This window comes from Sporosarcina sp. FSL K6-6792, from assembly GCF_038004885.1.
Lineage (GTDB): Bacteria > Bacillota > Bacilli > Bacillales_A > Planococcaceae > Sporosarcina > Sporosarcina psychrophila.
In genome coordinates, this window is the sequence record NZ_JBBOSA010000001.1 from 111,817 (window position 1) to 130,636 (window position 18,820).

General features: G+C 39.8%; 14 protein-coding genes. 13 read left to right on the plus strand and 1 reads right to left on the minus strand.

From position 1 onward, the window contains the following. Positions 1–342 precede the first annotated feature (342 nt). From MKZ26_RS00470 to MKZ26_RS00515, 10 genes are all read left to right on the plus strand, one after another. A complete protein-coding gene (locus tag MKZ26_RS00470; RefSeq protein WP_340763760.1) occupies positions 343–1,818 on the plus strand; it encodes an MFS transporter in 1,476 nt (491 codons plus the stop codon). Between the two features lie 359 nt (positions 1,819–2,177). After that, entirely contained in the window at positions 2,178–3,824 is a 1,647-nt protein-coding gene (locus MKZ26_RS00475; RefSeq protein WP_340763762.1) for a glycerol-3-phosphate dehydrogenase/oxidase, read from the plus strand. Between the two features lie 46 nt (positions 3,825–3,870). Further along, positions 3,871–4,431: a glycerol-3-phosphate responsive antiterminator gene (locus MKZ26_RS00480; protein WP_067210665.1), complete on the plus strand. Its 561-nt coding sequence runs from the start codon at positions 3,871–3,873 to the stop codon at positions 4,429–4,431. 157 nt (positions 4,432–4,588) lie between these two features. Continuing rightward, positions 4,589–5,413, plus strand: a complete 825-nt coding sequence (locus tag MKZ26_RS00485; protein WP_340763764.1) for an MIP/aquaporin family protein — start codon at positions 4,589–4,591, stop codon at positions 5,411–5,413. A gap of 54 nt (positions 5,414–5,467) precedes the next feature. Beyond that, positions 5,468–6,961, plus strand: a complete 1,494-nt coding sequence (glpK, locus tag MKZ26_RS00490) for a glycerol kinase GlpK (protein WP_340763766.1) — start codon at positions 5,468–5,470, stop codon at positions 6,959–6,961. A gap of 128 nt (positions 6,962–7,089) precedes the next feature. Beyond that, positions 7,090–8,523 carry a 4-hydroxyphenylacetate 3-monooxygenase, oxygenase component gene (gene hpaB, locus MKZ26_RS00495; RefSeq protein ID WP_340763768.1) on the plus strand — a complete coding sequence of 478 codons (1,434 nt, stop codon included), beginning with the start codon at positions 7,090–7,092 and terminating at the stop codon, positions 8,521–8,523. A 313-nt stretch (positions 8,524–8,836) separates the two neighbouring features. Then, a complete protein-coding gene (locus MKZ26_RS00500; RefSeq protein ID WP_340763770.1) occupies positions 8,837–9,397 on the plus strand; it encodes a DUF1697 domain-containing protein in 561 nt (186 codons plus the stop codon). Positions 9,398–9,619: 222 nt separating this feature from the next. Continuing rightward, on the plus strand, positions 9,620–10,054 hold the full coding sequence (locus MKZ26_RS00505; RefSeq protein ID WP_340763771.1) for a YugN family protein: 435 nt from the start codon (positions 9,620–9,622) through the stop codon (positions 10,052–10,054). Positions 10,055–10,326: 272 nt separating this feature from the next. Further along, positions 10,327–11,460 (plus strand): calcium/proton exchanger, encoded by a 1,134-nt coding sequence (gene cax / locus MKZ26_RS00510; protein WP_445683391.1) that lies wholly within the window; start codon positions 10,327–10,329, stop codon positions 11,458–11,460. A gap of 161 nt (positions 11,461–11,621) precedes the next feature. Then, entirely contained in the window at positions 11,622–13,295 is a 1,674-nt protein-coding gene (locus tag MKZ26_RS00515) for a ribonuclease J (protein WP_340763773.1), read from the plus strand. 65 nt (positions 13,296–13,360) lie between these two features. On the opposite strand, the gene MKZ26_RS00520 is transcribed toward MKZ26_RS00515, so the two are convergent. Continuing rightward, positions 13,361–14,293 carry an MBL fold metallo-hydrolase gene (locus MKZ26_RS00520; protein WP_340763775.1) on the minus strand — a complete coding sequence of 311 codons (933 nt, stop codon included), beginning with the start codon at positions 14,291–14,293 and terminating at the stop codon, positions 13,361–13,363. Between the two features lie 352 nt (positions 14,294–14,645). Between MKZ26_RS00520 and MKZ26_RS00525 the strand changes: the two genes are divergently transcribed. The 3 genes from MKZ26_RS00525 (at position 14,646) to MKZ26_RS00535 (ending at position 18,804) form a co-directional block, all read left to right on the plus strand. Next, a complete protein-coding gene (locus MKZ26_RS00525) occupies positions 14,646–15,413 on the plus strand; it encodes a formate/nitrite transporter family protein (RefSeq protein WP_340763777.1) in 768 nt (255 codons plus the stop codon). A 390-nt stretch (positions 15,414–15,803) separates the two neighbouring features. Then, positions 15,804–16,301, plus strand: a complete 498-nt coding sequence (locus tag MKZ26_RS00530) for a DinB family protein (protein WP_340763779.1) — start codon at positions 15,804–15,806, stop codon at positions 16,299–16,301. Positions 16,302–17,373: 1,072 nt separating this feature from the next. Then, positions 17,374–18,804 (plus strand): NAD-dependent succinate-semialdehyde dehydrogenase, encoded by a 1,431-nt coding sequence (locus tag MKZ26_RS00535; RefSeq protein WP_340763781.1) that lies wholly within the window; start codon positions 17,374–17,376, stop codon positions 18,802–18,804. The last annotated feature ends 16 nt before the right edge of the window (positions 18,805–18,820 follow it).

Genomic DNA, 18,820 nt, shown 5'->3' on the forward strand with positions numbered 1-18,820 from the left:
TAAGGGCAACTATACAGTTGCCCCATTTTTATAATGAAATTGAGAAGTTGAAGACGTTAATTTAAGTGAATTAATTCTTGGTCGCTCTTTTCTAAGTGAACTGTTTGGGGATTAAGTTGAAGTGAGCATTAAATTCTGAATAAGTGCTCCGTATTCAACATTTTTTTGCTGGTTTCGATACGCTTGTTCAATGTGGAAATGGAAGTAGGAGATAATTCAAAAGGGGAGTTAAGCAAAAGAAAATCCGTAAAATTAACTGAATATTCTTATTGCGGTGTTTGGCTAGATTTCCTACGACTCCAACCAGAACGTATCTACTTAAAAACCAAGGGGGTAATAATAGTGGAAGAAAAATTATTTGATGAGAAATCAATTACTAGAGGTTTTTATTTTATATGCTTTGGGACATTCTTTGTTATGTTAAGTTTAGCTACACACCTACCAGCATATCCCCACATGTTAGCAAGTTTTGATTTAGGTCCAGGGCATGCGGTATGGATGCAGTTAGGACTTGCTCTTGGCCTAACTGGATTCCAGCCTTTATTAGGATGGCTAGGTGATGCTTTTAGTCTAAAGGTTGTTATTCTATTAGGCGCAGTATTTATGGTGATAGGATCTATGTTGGTTGCACTTTCACCGGCTTTTTGGGTATTAGTAGTAGGTCTCTTTTTCAAAGGAATGGCCGGCGCTGCTATAGCTCCTTCTGGCATTGCTTATGCCGGAAGGTTTTTCACGGGCGAGAAGCGTGGAAAGACACTTGGTTTATTTATCGCATTATCTACTATTGGTGCCCTATTTGGTCCGGTATTAAGCGGGATATTTGTAGATACTTTAGGATGGACATCTAGTTTTTGGTTTACTGCAGTTCTTGGAGGCGTCGCATTTTCATTGTTTTTCTTAGGCGTACCAAGTATTAAAATGGAGACTCGACGTTCTTTCGACTTCTTAGGTGTGGTTTTCGTACTAGTTGTATTAGTAGGTCTTTTAACAATCCCAACGTTTATTAATAATTATGGATTTACTTCCGGTTTGTGGCTGCCTTCCTTTGCGGTTTTTGCTATTGGCTTATTCTTATTAATCAGTGTTGAAAAAAGACGGAAAGAACCTCTGCTTGACTTGAATTATGTGACTAACCGAAGTTTTTGGGTTCCGACAGTGATGGCTGTTTTGTTGCTGGTTGGGTTCGCGGGCGTCATGTATTTATTGACATTTTTTGTGCAAAATGTACAAGGGAAATCTGCTACGACTGTTGGCATCTTGCAAATGGCGATATTCTTAGGGGCTTCAGGGGCTGCAATATTGAGTGGTAGAATTATTAAAAGGTTTTCTGCTCGTGTGATGCTCGGAACGGGTATAGTTACTTTTATTGTAGGCTTAGTTATGCTAACCATGGTTAAGATAGATGCTTCATTTACGTATCTATTTATCGCAATGAGTTTAATAGGAATTGGCTCTGGTTTCAATAACCCAGTAATAAAAGCGATTATTGTTTCAAAAGCAACTTTATCCCGTATGAATGTTATTACATTTACTAATACAGTGATTGAGAATGTTGCACAACGTTTAGGGGCTTCTTTCGCACTAGTAGGGTTTGCTTTATTCGCCGCTAAAGGCAATGGAGTAAATGCGTTAGCTAATACGTCATTGATTTTTATAGCACTTGCGGCGGGGTCTTTGTTATTTCTTGTATTAATTCCTAAAAAAATTGAGGGAATTCATGAGGTGAATGAAAGGGTAGAAGGTGTTCAAGAGGTAAATGGTTCAATAATTACTAGTATTAAAGTAGATAGTATTGAGAAAGAAACTATCAAAATATAATCAAATTCATGATGGAATTCTGATAAATGTGAGGATTTGAATGAAAAGTAATTTAATGAAAAAACAAGCATTATCGGATTCCAAATGGCTTGTTTTTGCAGGTGATTGCGGAGGATTCATTGGTATTTAATCCTGAAAATAAAAGTCATTGTATACAAATGAACAAGGGGACGACGATTGTATCTACCGATGAAACAAACTATTATGTAATTCATTGGATATATGATAAACTAGATGTAAGTTAATATATTGGGTTTGAGCTAATGAGAGACCTCAGGGAATGGTTGCGTATCGCAACTTATTTCTTGAGGTCTCTTTTTCACTTATAAAATACCATAATTTAGAAGGAGACGAGATAAATGACAAACTTTTCATCATTAGAACGGGAAGAGACATTAGACAAATTAGCAACAGAGGAATTTGATTTACTCATAATCGGAGGCGGAATTTCAGGAGCTGGAATCGCTTTAGATGCTACGGCACGTGGGTTGAAAACAGCGCTTGTCGAGATGCAAGACTTTGCTTCGGGCACTTCAAGCCGTTCGACAAAACTTGTCCATGGCGGATTACGTTATTTAAAACAATTTCAAATTAAAGAAGTAGCGGAACTTGGAAAAGAGCGGGCAATCGTCTATGAAAATGGACCACATGTCACGACTCCAGAATGGATGGTCCTTCCTTTTCATAAAGGAGGAACGTTTGGCAAATACTCGACTTCCTTTGGTTTGAAAGTATATGACTTTCTCGCAGGCGTTAAGAAAGCTGAAAGAAGAAGGATGTTAACAAAAGAAGAAACCCTTCAGAAAGCACCGCTTGTGAAACAAGAAGGATTATTAGGCGGCGGCATTTACGTCGAATACCGCACTGATGATGCTCGCCTAACAATTGAAGTTATGAAAGCGGCCGCTGAAAAAGGCGCAACCTTAGCAAACTATGCGAAAGCAGAAACCTTTATTTATAAACAAGAAAAAATTGCTGGTGTGCAAGTGTTAGATACATTAACAAATAAAAAAGTTGTTATTAAGGCGAAAAAAGTTGTCAATGCGGCTGGACCTTGGGTAGATGATGTGAAGGGGATCGAAGGCGAGGCTACAACAAAAGGAAAACACTTAATTTTATCAAAAGGTGTGCATCTTGTATTCGATCAAAAAGACTTTCCGTTGCACCAAGCAGTTTATTTTGACACACCCGATAAACGTATGATTTTTGCAGTGCCTCGCGATGGAAAAGCTTATGTGGGAACAACGGATACATTCTATGAAGGAGATCCGAAAGTGATGCAAATTACTGAAGAGGATCGCTCGTATATCTTAAATGCGATTCAATATATGTTCCCTAGTCTTAACTTGACAGCGGAAAACGTAGAGTCAAGTTGGGCAGGAGTCAGACCACTCATCCATGAGGAGGGCAAAGGTCCGTCGGAAGTATCGAGAAAAGATGAGATTTGGGAATCGGAGAAAGGTCTTATTACAATTGCAGGTGGGAAATTGACCGGCTATCGTAAAATGGCGGAAACTGTGGTGGATAAAATAGTTGATCAGCTTAGTCATGAAGAAATTCGTCATTTTAATAAGTGTGTGACGAAGAATTTGCCAATCTCAGGTGGTGATATTGGTGGTTCATCAAATATGAACCGATTTATGGCCAAGGCGATTGAAAAAGGTCAATTAGCTGGATTTACAGAACGACAAAGTCGACACTTGGCAACACTTTATGGCACCAATGTTGACCAAGTATTTGCGATACCCTTTGAAGCACACACAGCAATTCCACGTATTCTTTATGTGAAATTACGCTATGCAATCGAATCTGAAATGGTTGCCAAACCAACTGATTTCTTTGTTCGGAGAACTGGGGATATGTTCTTCAATATTGACAACGTTAAAGCAGGGAAAAAAGATGTGCTAGATGAAATGGCATTCATTTTCGAGTGGACAGATGCAGAGCGTCAGCAATACGAAAAAGAACTGGCTGATGAGCTGACAATTGCAACAACAGTGTTGTAACATGCTATATTGGAGACAGGAAGCATGAAAGGAGGCAGTGCAAAAGATGCCTTTTCACGATCAAAAGATATTGCCCGCTGCGCGAAGCTTAAAGCAGTTTGAACAGTTGCTAAAAAGCCCATTTGAATACATTGTTCTTTTAGAAGTGCATGTTGGCAATCTTAAAACGCTCAAAACAGAAGCAGAGAAATATGGGAAAAAAGTAATCATCCATGCCGATTTGATTCAAGGATTGAAAACGGATAATTTTGCTGCCGATTTTCTATGCAATGACATTAGACCAGCTGGCATTATTTCGACGAGGTCCAATATGATCATGAAAGCGAAAGCCAAAGGAATTATCGCTATTCAACGCATGTTTCTCTTAGATACAATCGCTTTGGAAAAAAGTTATTCCTTGATTGATCAGACAGTTCCTGACTATATTGAAATGTTGCCGGGGGTAATACCAGAACTCATTAGCGAAGTGTATGATAGAACAGGAATTCCAATTATTAATGGAGGCTTGATTCGGACAAAAAAACATGTCCAAGATGCATTGGATGCGGGTGCTGTCGCAGTAACAACATCAGACCATGAGCTGTGGGATTCATTCATCAAAGATTGACAGTCTTTTTTAATAAGAATATACTAATAGCAAGTCAATAGTAAGTGGTTGAGCTAAGGAGTCCACGTTTGAACCCTACGTAATGTAGGTGTTTAAACGTGGGCTTTTTCATGTCTAAAATCAACCACTACAAAATAGAAACGAAGGTGGATTAAAAATGACACCCTTTATAGCAGAGCTAGTTGGGACAATGATTTTAATTGTTTTCGGAGCTGGAGTCGTCGGTGGTGTTTTGATGAAGAAGTCGAAAGCCCAAGACTCTGGTTGGATTGTAATCACAATTGGATGGGGACTCGCCGTTGCAATGGGGGTATATGCAGTTGGTGGTGTCAGCGGTGCACACTTGAATCCCGCGGTGACCCTCGGAATGGCTTCCATTGGTGAATTCCCATGGGCTGATGTCCCCGTGTATATGCTAGCTCAAATACTTGGAGCGATTTGTGGAGCAATCATTGTTTATTTCCATTACTTGCCTCACTGGAAGGAAACTGAAGACGAAGCGGCGAAGTTATCTGTATTCGCTACAATTCCGGCAATACGTCATCCACTCTCCAATTTAACGAGTGAAATAATTGGTACGTTCATTTTACTGCTTGGTTTACTAGCAATCGGTGCAAATGAGTTTACGGAAGGCCTGAATCCACTAATTGTAGGTGCGTTGATTGTTGCCATTGGGGTCTCATTGGGTGGAACAACTGGCTATGCCATTAACCCAGCCCGTGATCTAGGCCCGCGTATAGCCCATTTCTTTTTGCCGATTCCTGGGAAAGGGAAGTCGGATTGGAGTTACGCATGGATACCTGTCGTAGGTCCGTTATTGGGCGGAACATTTGGAGCGCTGTTTTATCAACAAGTGTTTGAAGGTGTTACTAGCATTGCATTTTGGATTGTTGGTAGTATTGTGTTAGCGGTATTGTTAGGTGCACAGTATTCATTAAGAAAAGAGTCGGCACAAGTCGCAAAACAAAGTGTTACAGAATAGCTAAGAAGATTCATACATTATGTAATAAAAACTCACTATATGGGGGACTAACTAATGACTAAAAAATATATAATGGCTCTTGACCAAGGCACAACAAGTTCGCGGGCAATTCTATTCGATAAAAGCGGTAAGATTTTACATACAGTCCAACAGGAATTCACTCAATACTTTCCTCAATCTGGATGGGTCGAACATAATGCAGACGAAATCTGGAGCTCCGTTTTAGCTGTGATTGCAGGTGTATTGTCAGAAAAGAATATTGCAGCTGAACAAATCGAAGGCATTGGCATAACAAATCAGCGCGAAACAACAGTAGTATGGGATAAAAATACAGGAAAACCCATTTACAATGCCATTGTTTGGCAATCACGTCAAACTGCCGAAATATGCGACGAACTGAAAGAGAGCGGTTACAATGATCTGTTTCGAGATAAAACTGGCTTACTTATCGATGCGTATTTCTCAGGCACAAAAGTGAAATGGATTTTGGACAATGTACAAGGGGCAAGAGAAAAGGCGGAGCGTGGAGATCTTCTATTTGGAACAATTGATACATGGATTGTATGGAAATTATCTGGCGGGAAAAGGCATGTAACCGACTATTCCAATGCTTCGAGAACACTTATGTACAATATTCACGAATTAAAATGGGATGAGGAATTGCTTTCTATCTTAGACGTCCCTGCATCAATGCTACCAGAGGTCCGTCCCTCTTCTGAGATTTATGCGCATACGGAAAAAAGTCACTTCTTTGGTCATGCTGCTCCGATTGCTGGAATCGCCGGTGATCAACAAGCCGCATTGTTCGGACAAGCTTGTTTTGAAAGTGGCATGGTAAAAAACACATATGGAACTGGTTGCTTCATGCTGATGAATACGGGGGATAAAGCAGTCAAGTCAGAACATGGTCTATTGACAACCCTTGCGTGGGGGATCGACGGAAAAGTAGAGTATGCACTCGAAGGTAGTATTTTCGTTGCAGGATCTGCCATTCAGTGGTTGCGTGATGGACTTAGAATGTTCCGTAATTCATCTGAAAGTGAAGAATATGCTAAACGCGTTGAATCGACAGAAGGCGTTTACGTTGTGCCAGCATTTGTCGGCCTTGGAACACCTTACTGGGATAGCGATGTAAGAGGTGCCATTTTCGGATTGACACGTGGCACAGAGAAAGAACATCTTATCCGTGCAACATTGGAATCACTTGCATATCAAACAAAGGATGTACTTGATGCAATGGAAGCAGATTCTGGAATCTCTTTAAAAACGTTACGTGTAGACGGCGGCGCAGTTGAAAACGATTTCCTTATGCAATTTCAAGCAGACTTATTAAATGTACCTGTCGAGCGTCCACTGATTAGTGAAACAACTGCACTAGGAGCTGCTTACTTAGCAGGTCTTGCCGTTGGTTTTTGGACGGATCGCTCAGAAATCTCCGCTCATTGGAATCTAGACCGACCTTTCGAACCGAAAATGGAGCAGCAACAACGCGAAGACTTATACGCTGGGTGGCAAAAAGCAGTCAAAGCTGCTATCGCTTTTAAGTAAGATTTGCTGATAATACGCATGGGCATAGATACGACCTTGTAACAACCGAAAGAACATAATAATAGTATACAACTAAAGAAATAGATGGATGCTAAAACAATCCGCTACTATTAGTTAGGGGTGTGTCTATGCCAGCGATTACAGGAAACGATTATCTTGAACGAATTGATCGGCTACAAACGAATGTATGGATAGATGGTAAACTTGTAACGGACAATATTTCTAAACATCCTGCATTCAAAGGTGTCATGGAAAGCCAGGCAGCGCTATATGATTTGCAATATGATGCGACATGTAAAGACGTCATGACCTATCCATCGCCATCAACTGGAGATTCAATAGGTCTGTCTTATTTGCAGCCGAAATCAAAAGAGGATTTAGTTAAAAGGCGGGCAATGGTTCAACAGTGGGCTAAATCGAACAATGGTATGATGGGAAGAAGTCCAGATTATATGAATACTGTGTTAATGGCTCTTGCATCGTCTGTGGGTTTATTGGAAGGAAAAGAAAATTGTTTCCCGGAAAACATACTTGCGTTCTATGAATATGCACGTGAAAATGATTTGTCCATGACACATACATTTATTGACCCACAAGTAAACCGGGGGCAATTCTATTTTGAAGATTCAGATGAGCCGATTGCTGCCAAAGTGATGGATAGAAACGAAGCGGGAATCATTATAAAAGGTGCGCGGTTGCTGGCAACACAGGGCGGCATAACGGATGAAATCATGGTGATTTCAGCGGGTGGGGTTGATGATAAAGCGTATGGATTTGCGTTTTCTATCCCTAGTAATAGTCATGGTCTAAAGTTTGTCTGCAGAGAATCATTTGTTGGGGGCGACTCTACATTTAACTATCCATTAAGTTCGCGGTATGAGGAAATGGATACGATCGTTGTTTTCGACAATGTATTGGTCCCATGGGAGCGCGTGTTTTACTACGACAACATAGAAGTATCGAACAGTTTCGTGGCTTTGAGTTCGTTCTTACCATTTACATTGCATCAAGTTGTTTCTAGACAAATTGTCAAAACGGAATTTGTATTGGGAATAGTTCAGTCAATCATCGAGACCATTAATATCGGTGAATATCAGCATGTTCAAGAAAAGGCTTCTGAAATTATTGTAGCTTTAGAAACAATGAAGGCATTGGTATTGAAATCAGAAATTGAAGCTGAAATCGATGAATGGGGATTCATGCGACCCAATCGAACAACACTGCAAATCGCGATTAATATATTTCCACGGGTTTACCCGAGATTTACTGAAATTATTCAGCTTTTAGGTGCAAGTGGCTTGATGTCCATTCCAACGGAAAAAGCTTTTCAATCAAGTGTTAGAAAAGATTTAGATCAATATTTGCAGGCTAAATCCAAAAATGCAGAGGATCGCGTCAAAATATTTCGTTTAGCATGGGATTTAACGATGAGCTCTTTTGGTACTCGCGAAACGTTATATGAACGATTTTTCTTTGGCGATCCTATTAAACTTTCGTGTGAATTATATCGTTCCTATGATAAGAGACCATATGTGAAGCGAGTGATTGATATATTGGGATAAATATTCAATGGAAATTGATTGGCTCTTTTTTAGGAGACAATCAATTTTTTTTATGGAGAAAAAGGGCATGGCGAGCATAAACTCGTGTGTGGCGGTCATAATGTGCTTCAAGACGGTCATAACCCATTTCATGGTAATGATATCCTTTAACACGCGAAAAAACGCACAGCGTGACTTAATCGAAACCGTATTGTAATGACACGCTAGAGGAATTAGGCTAAATGAGTGGAATTTACTAATAGATTGGGTAGAGAAGATAGACACCTTTTGTTTGAATGAATGGTTGTTACTAATAGAAAGGCGGGATATTGGGATGAGAATTAATATTGCATTACTACGCGGCATTAACGTGGGTGGGCATAATAAAATAAAAATGGTAGAACTACGACAGCTATTTGAAATGCTGGGCTTTAGCCGGGTGCAGACCTATATTCAAAGTGGTAACGTTTTGTTCGAATCAGATGAAAGTGAGCAATCCCTAATCAAGTGTATTCAAGGGGAGATTGAGAAGGTCTTCGGATTTTCGATCAATGTTGTAATCAGAACGGCTGCAGAGTTGGAATGGATTACTAAGAATTGTCCGTTTACTGAGGAAGCTGTAGCAGAAGCAAAACTTACTTCAGAAGGAGAAAGCCTTTACGTTTCTTTATTGCAGGACAAACCTTCACAAGAAGGAATCGATCGATTGGCCACTTATAAAAGTGACAATGATGAGTATATGATCGAAGGGCGGGAAGTTTATCTGTTGTTACGGCGTGGTGTTCGAAACGCTAAGCTTGCGAATAATTTACAAAGACTAAAGGTTCCTTCAACGATGCGGAATTGGAAAACAATCTACAAGCTCTCAATGTTAGCAAAAGAAATGGAGAATTAACGTTCTGAAATGGGGACATTATAGGAAATGCCTCGTAGGCAATCAAATAGTCGAACGGTTTGGAAATAATCTAACGCACTATGAATTTGATGCGGATAGGGAAGGGAATAAAGAGACTGCTTGCTACATTTTTTCTTTTGTTGTCCTTGTAAATGTTGGTAGTATTTTTCCGCCTTCTTTTGTGAATGCTGTTTATAGAGCAATTTACAAGGAGGAAAAACAATGTTGAAATTACAAACTGAGCTTGATGGGCAAAGGGCTTCATTTGGTGTTGTGAGTGATTGTATTCAAGGGCTCGGCTATCACTTAGGTGGAAACTGGGATTATCATAAAGGATGTTTTGACCATATTTTATGCCGCGAAGGCGGTGAAACTATTTATGTGCGAATTCCATTTTTCGTAACGGACGGAGAACTTGATGAATATAATGCTTCCATAGAATTTGAAACACCTTATGTGATTAAGCATGTCGTGCATGTTGGTCTAGATAGTGATGAAAGTTCATTGTTAAATGCAACTGGTTTTAGCCAATTCCAAAAACCGATTGATCCAGATGGGGAAATCGTTGATAAAAATAGGTGGATTCATGCAGGTGAAGTTGCCGTAAAAGAACTTATAGATTGTTTGCATGCTCAAGAGCACCTAAAATCAAGTTAATGGAAATGTCATGATATATAGGTTGAAATAAAACCCCCCATTGAATTCGCTTGGGGATTCCTCCCGTCATAAGCCAAGTCAACGGGCGTGATAGTAGAAAACAGAAAGACGTTAAGTATTGGATAAAAAGATCTGGGATTGACGTCGGGTGCATGAAGTTAGTTGGTAAACAATTTACAAATGCATAAGAAAAACTACGAACCAACCGACAGTAATCCGGTTGGTTTTTTGAACTATCATTGCATTACGATATGGCTGCATCAAAATAAGTTATGAACACATTTTTAAGTTTGTTTTATCTTCATAAGGGAAAGATAGGGAGAAGATTTCAATTATCCCAAGAGGTGATTCTGTTGAATCGGTTATTTGCCATCCTTGTTATCACCGGTGTCCCACTCGTGATTGCTGGTGCATTCCTAAATTGGTCGGACATCATGATGTTCATCCTTTGCTGTATAAGCATCATAGGGCTTTCAGGATACATAGGTCGGGCTACAGAAAGCCTTGCTATTGTTAGTGGACCGAGGATTGGTGGGTTGTTGAATGCGACATTTGGCAACGCAGTCGAACTCATCATTTCCATTTTTACATTGAAGGCAGGAATGGTGGGCATCGTCTTGGCTTCGCTTACAGGCTCTGTACTTGGGAATCTGTTGCTGGTGCTTGGGCTTTCCTTCTTCGCAGGGGGCATCAAATTCAAACGTCAAAATTTCAGTCTCCATGATGCACAATACAATTCGGGATTGCTAATTTTTGCTGTCATTGTGGCATTTGTCATCCCAGAGATTTTCTCCATGTCAATGGATACACAAACGACATTTAACTTGAGTATCGGCATCGCGGTAATACTAATTGCCCTTTATCTTGCGGGGCTGTTCTTCAAACTGGTGACGCACCGTGGCGTCTTCGCCTCTTCAGATAAGGTAGTGGAGGAGCAGGAAACGCCGGAATGGACAAAGCGTAAGTCGATTCTTGTGCTATTTTTAGCGACGCTAACGGTTGCTTTCGTATCAGAGCAGCTGGTTCATACATTTGAAATGCTTGGTGAAAAGTTTGGATGGACCGAATTGTTCATTGGCGTCATTATCGTTGCGATTGTTGGAAATGCGGCGGAACATGTGTCCGCAATCACAATGGCGGTCAAGAATAAGATGGATGTAGCTGTGGAAATTGCAGTAGGTTCCACGTTGCAGGTTGCCATGTTCGTTGCGCCAATCCTCGTACTCATTTCACTAACAATGTCGGAACCAATGGCCCTTGTTTTCACTGTGCCAGAGCTGGTGGCGATGGTATCCGCGACATTCCTTGTCATTACTCTATGCAATGATGGTGAATCGAATTGGTTTGAAGGTCTGGTCCTTTTCGCCGCTTATCTGATTATGGGAATCGGTTTTTATTTACTTTAAAGTCTGCAGATAGTTGGAAGAGGTAGCTCTTAAAAGAATGACAGACGAACTTATCATCAGCCAAACTGCTACTCGAATGTTCTCTTAAGAAGCTTAAATCATAAAAGAACTTTTTACGGGCATACTTTGAGTATTATTTCAAAAGTAGGAGGCTATTAAATTTGATTAAAACTGAAAATAAATTATCAGTTTTTGCACTAGGTGGTATTAATGAAATTGGGAAAAATATGTATGTCTTACAATATGAAGACGATATCGTTGTGATTGACTGTGGTGCTAAGTTTCCAGATGAAAGTTTATTAGGAATTGATTTGATTATCCAGGATATTTCATACTTACAGGAAAATAAGGATAAGATTCGGGCGTTAGTTATCACTCATGGACATGAAGATCATATTGGAGGCATTCCGTACGTATTAAAGCAATTAAATATGCCGATTTATGCGACACGATTAACGCTAGGTTTAATTGGGCTTAAGTTAAAAGAACACGGACTTTTTAGGCAAACTGAGTTAGTTCTGATTGATTCTGATTCAGATTTGGAGTTTGGAACAGTGAAAGTAACATTTTTCAAAACAAACCACAGCATTCCTGATTGTTTAGGTGTTGTATTTCATACGCCAGAGGGGGCGGTTGTGCATACTGGTGATTTCAAGTTCGATTTAACGCCTGTCAATAATGACTATCCGGATATTCATAAAATGGCTAAAATCGGCAGTGATGGTGTGTTGCTATTGTTATCAGAAAGTACCAATGCGGAACGTCCTGGTTTTAATCCGTCTGAGATACTTATAGGCGGACATATTGAAGAAGCATTCCGCAAAGCCCGTCGGAAAGTATTTATTTCTACTTTCGCTTCTAACGTTCATCGTGTACAGCAAGTAGTAGATGCCGCGCAAAAAACGAACCGCAAGCTTGCATTGCTTGGCCGAAGTATGGTGAATGTAGTAGCGGTTGCTTCAGAACTCGGATATTTGACTATCCCTGAAGGAATGTTAATTGATAAAAATGAAGTTAGGGGAATGGATCCGGAGAAGGTTGCTATTCTTTGCACGGGAAGTCAAGGAGAACCTATGGCGGCTCTGTCACGTCTATCCAGTTCAAACTTCCGTGAGGTAGAAGTCCACCCTGATGATACGGTTATCTTTGCTTCATCGCCAATTCCTGGAAATGAAAAAAGTGTATCACGTATTATTGATAATTTATATCTTTTGGGAGCCAAGGTGATCTATGGCTCGGGGACTGTTACGGGTATGCATGTTTCAGGACATGCCTGTCAGGAAGAATTGAAACTAATGCTAACCTTAATGAAGCCGAAGTATTTCATTCCCATTCATGGTGAGTTTAGAATGCTTTATCAGCATCGTTTATTAGCAGAATCCGTAGGTGTGGAAAGAGAAAATATTTTCGTAATTAACAATGGTGATGTTGTTGATATTAACAACCGCATTGCCCGCCAAACACGAAAAGTCCAATCAGGGAACATTTTCGTAGATGGATTGGGCATTGGTGATGTTGGAAACATCGTGTTACGTGACCGGAAATTGCTTTCTGAGGAGGGCATGCTCGTTATTGTTTTAACGCTAAGTAAAACAGATGGTCAGTTAATTTCCGATCCGGATACAATTTCACGTGGATTCGTCTATAGGAATGATGCACATGCACTTTTGAATGAAGTGAATCAGTTAGTCATTACGACCATTAACAACTCGCGAGGCGAAAGTGGAAACCAACGAATTAATCTCAGACAACACATAAAAAAATCGGTTGAAACACTTTTATATACACGGACAAAAAGAAGACCGATGATTCTTCCAGTCATTATTGAAATTTAACTTGATCGTTAGCCCATAAAAAGAGCGAACCCCTTGAAAGTATAGGGAATTCGCTCTTTTTTAGCTCAAGTAGTTGGAGTCTCCATCTGAATAGTTTCCCCAAGTTTCAAAACAGTTAACTTCTTGCCATCTAACTTTCTTTTCTCCCATTCAGCTTGTAATCTATCAAGTGCTTCTTTAGGTGTGTCGTCGGCTAACCTATAAGCGCCGTAATGCATCGGAATCATCACTTTCGACCGCGTATTGATGAAAGCTTTGACAGCATCTTCAGGGTTTACGTGTTGAGCAGCCATGAACCATTCCGGCTCATATGCGCCAATCGGCATCAAGCAATAATCAATGGCATACTTTTCTCCGATAGTGTGAAAGCCTTCGAAATAGCCGCTGTCTCCTACGAAATAGAGTGTTTGATTTGGATTTTGGATAATCCATCCCCCCCAATGTGAGTGATTTGTATCCGTCGGTGTTCTTTTTGACCAGTGCTGAGCTGGAACAAAGGAAATCATTAATCCGCTTATTTGTTGCTCATCCCACCAGTTAAATTCCACGGTTTTGTTGAATCCTTTTCTTTTAAACCAGTTACCAAGTCCAATTGGTACAAAAAAAGTTGGATCACCTTTTAGCCTTTTAATAGAACCATAGCTCAGGTGATCGTAATGGCTATGTGAAATTAGGACCATATCGATTGGCGGTAATTCCTTAATTGGCAGTCCTGGTGGTGTCAGCCGTTTATCTGTGCCAAGACGATTTGCCCAGACTGGATCTGTTAGGATATTCAGTCCATTTAGTTGGATTAAAAATGTGGAATGGCCAATCCAAGTGATTGTTGGAATCGTCCGATTTGATTGCAAGAACGCAGTTTCCGTTTTATCTACTAGTGGCACTTGGAATGATAAATCTTTCAGTTTGCCTTTTCTTTCTTTGCGCCACTGTAGTAAATCTTTAAACGTGGCAAGTGATACATTTTTATCCGTATTTTCATAGCGTGTTTTTTTCATAGATAGACACCTCAAATGATTTTAAGTACCCCTTAATGATAGGACAATGGGTTTAGGACTATGCCTAGTATACATGACAATCATACACTTGAATTACGAAAAGGTCTGTTGGCGTTACCCAGTGCCATGACTGTTGTCTTAGTAGAAGGTTTAGTTTACCGGGTGTACTGTCTGAATGACGAAAAACCAACCCCATATCTCGGATTGGTCGTTGTATTATCATCCGTTTTTCGTCGGAAGTACCGTATATCTGTGATTAGTAGTATAGTCGTTAGAGATAGAATATATACTTGGGTAAAAAAAGATACTAGGCATCCAAAAAGTCATGCTAATGGTAGTTGGAGGGAAAAAAATGAAAGTAACAATCGCTGTGTTGGGTGATACAGCCATTTCGAAAGTGAATCAATTACATACGAGTAAAAGTAGATACCTAACATTGACAATGATGGCTGGGGTTTTCGTTGGATTTGGAATCATACTTATTTTTACGATTGGTGGTTTGTTAGGACCAACTGATTTTGCAGGAACGAAAATTATTATGGGCGTTACATTTGGGATTGCGTTAAGTTTAGTGTTAATGGCAGGGGCAGACCTTTTCACAAGTAATAATATGATCATGACGATTGGTATATTGACGAAGAAAACGACTTGGTATGAAACCATACAAATTTGGACATTCAGCTATGTTGGCAACTTTGCAGGCTCTATTCTCGTTGCGGCACTTTTTGTCTATTCGGGACTGGCCATAGGTGGGACGGCGGACTATATCAATTCAGCGGCAAGCGCCAAGATGAATACGCCATTTGTAGAGTTGCTTATGCGTGGAATTCTGTGTAATATACTCGTTTGTCTGGCTGTTTGGTGCGCATTTAAACTTAAGGATGAAACAGCAAAATTGATTATGATTTTTTGGTGCTTATTTGCTTTTATCACTTCGGGGTTTGAACATAGTATCGCAAATATGACCTTGCTTTCCCTCTCGTTGATGATCCCTCACCCGGACACTGTTTCATTGGCCGGGATGACGGCAAACTTAGTACCAGTAACAATTGGCAATATAATTGGTGGAGCTGTGTTCGTTGGGGCGGCATACTGGTTCGCGAATTCTGAAAAGAATTAGGGAACTTTTCATCGATAACGAGAGGAATACTTTTTAAAGATTGAGTGTATTCGAGTAGTCGATGTCCTAGTATTTAACCCGCATTAACGGGCTGTAAGGACCCCCCTCTGATTGAAGATTAACTTTATCTGGATAATTACTAAAAAAATGAATTGAATAATCCCTCATTTTAAACGACATAAAAATGTCTTTAGCAAAAGTGTTTTTCACTAAATTACTTGCGAAAAAAGAGAAAAGCTTCTATTGTAGGTAGGGAAACAAAAAGATGACTAAATCAGTTCCTACACTATCAAATAGGCGTACACAGTAACTGTACTATCATGTAAAACGTACCACTTGCAAACAACAACAACGGAAAAGATTTCTGAGGTTATCAAAGGAGATATTTAAATGATTTTAGGAAAAAATACTATCATCCGAAAAGAGTTATTTAAAGCAATTGAAGGGTTAACGGATGAACAATTCAATAAAATACCTTCAAATGGCGGATGGTCTCCGAAACAAATATTTGAACACCTTGTACGTATGGAGACAGTCATAGCGACAAATATAGCCAAAGAACTAACAAATCCTGATAGCCCGAAATCGATGAAGAAACCAATTGCACTTTCCACGATTCGTTTCATAAAAGTGGAAGCTCCAGGCTATACTGCACCAACGAAAGAGTACAAATCAAAAATAGAGATGAAAAATGCACTCTATGATTCGCGCCTCTTTTTATTAGATGTATATGAATCAAGTACAAAGGACGTACTTCGTGAAAAATCATTCAAACACCCAATTTTTGGGCGAGTGCCATTGATTCAGTGGTTTCCTTTTGTCGGATTGCATGAAAAACGCCACTTAAAACAATTGAAGAAAACGATTATAATGGACTATAAATTATAACAATCTAATTGAGTACGATGACTTTTGATTAGGTAATAGATTAACCTTATAATACAACTATATAATTTTCTGTCAGGCTTATTGTGGGAGGCATCCCCTAGCGCCGAGTGTTGTTGGCAGGAAACTTTATTACAACATATATAATAGGTAGCAGCACTTCTGTTGATTACCCAGTTTTTTGCATAAAATACTGGTGAGTCGGGTTTGATGACCTACATTTTCACTGCACTATTTTCGGCCCGCTTTCGACAAACTATTCATGATAGATTTACTGAAAGAGTGTTGCGAATAGTTGCCTATCGCGTTTCTACACTATTCAAGTGAAAAATGCAGTTGCTTTGAAAGAAATGAGTAGATGACTTTCTACAGAGAGTGTAAGTGCCCGAAGATACAATTTCGGGCACTCTAGCACTTTGTACAATGTGTTCCTTGCTTACTTTTAGTAAAGATTATGCATCAGACTCATGTGATGTCTTATAGAAAGCATAAGCCGCCAAAATTGCATCTTTGGTGGCTTATTTCCAGTTAAGAAGACAGCTATTCTTTCGTCAAAAAAAGTTTCAGCACTACGAGTACTTATGCATTTAGAGCGCGATGGATGAAGGACCACCATACGATTACCGAAAAAACTGTGTAGGGATGCGAGTAATTGTATAGAAGTCATTCAATCCGGAGCACTCGAAAATGCAACTATACAAGTAGCGTCTAGTAGGAAATTATGATATTCACTGGTTACTTTTGGTTAATCAATAGATGTGAGCTAGTAGCCATTTATAAAGACGAGATTTTGCTTTACAATCTCTTGTCTTTGTAGGTGGCTCTTTTTAGTTGGATTGATTCTATTTCCATCAGGGGCATTTTTACTGTGGGGCTGCTCTTCATTCGAAAAAAACACTATTAGTTTGACTTTTAAGAATCATCAAACTAGGATGGGGCTAGTAGGTAGTGATATGGAACTGCGAAGTCCCATGAAGAGATGGAGTAAGAAATAAAGCGTATACTTAGGGAATAAATAGGGTAGTAAAGAAATAGATAGGTTTGTTGAATAAATAGAGAGTGGAGGTAATAGGAAATGAAACATCATTTAATGTATATAAACGGTGAATGGCTTGGGGGAAATCTAGAAAAATTAAATGTTATCAATCCAGCTAATGGTCAAATCGTAGGTAGTGTGCCAATTGGTGGGGAAGAAGAAGCACATGTGGCTATTGACGCTGCTTATGATGCATTTCAAACGTGGTCACAAACGACGGCTTATGAGCGTGCGATCTATTTGAAAAAGCTCTATGAACTGATGATAGAACATCGTGATGATTTGGCTCAAACGATGACGATGGAAATGGGCAAACCAATTAATGAATCCATAGGAGAAGTGACAAGCGCCGCTGCATTTCTAGAATGGTTTGCTGAGGAAGGCAAGCGCGTTTACGGTGAAATCTTGCCTACACATACGACGAGCAAACGTTTGCAAGTATGGAAAAAACCAGTTGGCGTTGTAGCCGCTATCACTCCTTGGAATTTCCCAGCTGCTATGTTAGCGAGGAAAATGGGGCCGGCTTTAGCGGCGGGGTGTACCATTGTTATTAAACCTTCAAGTGAAAGTCCGCTGACAGCCATTAAAATGATCGAGTTATGTGAAAAAGCTGGGTTCCCTAAAGGTGTCATTAACTTGGTGACTGGATCTTCAAGCAAAATAGGGAAAGCAATCATGGAAAATGAAAAAATTCGAAAAGTAACCTTTACTGGATCTACCGAAGTCGGTAAAATTTTAATTGAACAAAGTGCTCATCAGGTAAAACGATTATCACTCGAACTCGGTGGTCATGCTCCTTTGATTGTATTAAATGACGCCAATGTAGATCTAGCAGTGAAAGGTACGATTGCGTCAGCATTCAGGAATGCTGGTCAAACTTGCGTTTGTGCTAATCGTATTTATGTACAGTCAGGTATTCATGATGAGTTTGTAGAAAAGTTTTCTGAAGCAGTTAGCCAGTTGAAAGTAGGAAATGGTACGGATGTAAATGTAGATATTGGACCATTAGTAAATCGCGCAAGTCTTGAGAAGGTGTCACATCATGTTGAGGATGCACTGTCTAAAGGCGCTACCCTTATGACAGGAGGCGAGCTAATTACAAAAGATGGGGGGACTTTCTATGCCCCTACAGTCCTTAGCAATGCGGATCCGTCCATGGTTATTATGAAAGAAGAAACATTTGGACCTGTGGCTCCTATACAGAAAGTGGAAACAATAGAAGAAGCAATCGTATTAGCAAATGATACACCATACGGTTTGGCTGCTTATGTATTTACGGATAGCATTGCTATAGGGACACGTTTAATCGAACAACTTAACTTTGGTATTGTGGGTTGGAATGATGGCACTCCTTCTGCAGTACAAGCTCCCTTCGGAGGTATGAAAGAAAGCGGTGTTGGACGTGAAGGCGGACGTGAAGGGATTGAGGCTTTCTTAGAGTCGCAGTATGTTTCAATTGCGATTAGTTAACTGAAATAATAGTGGG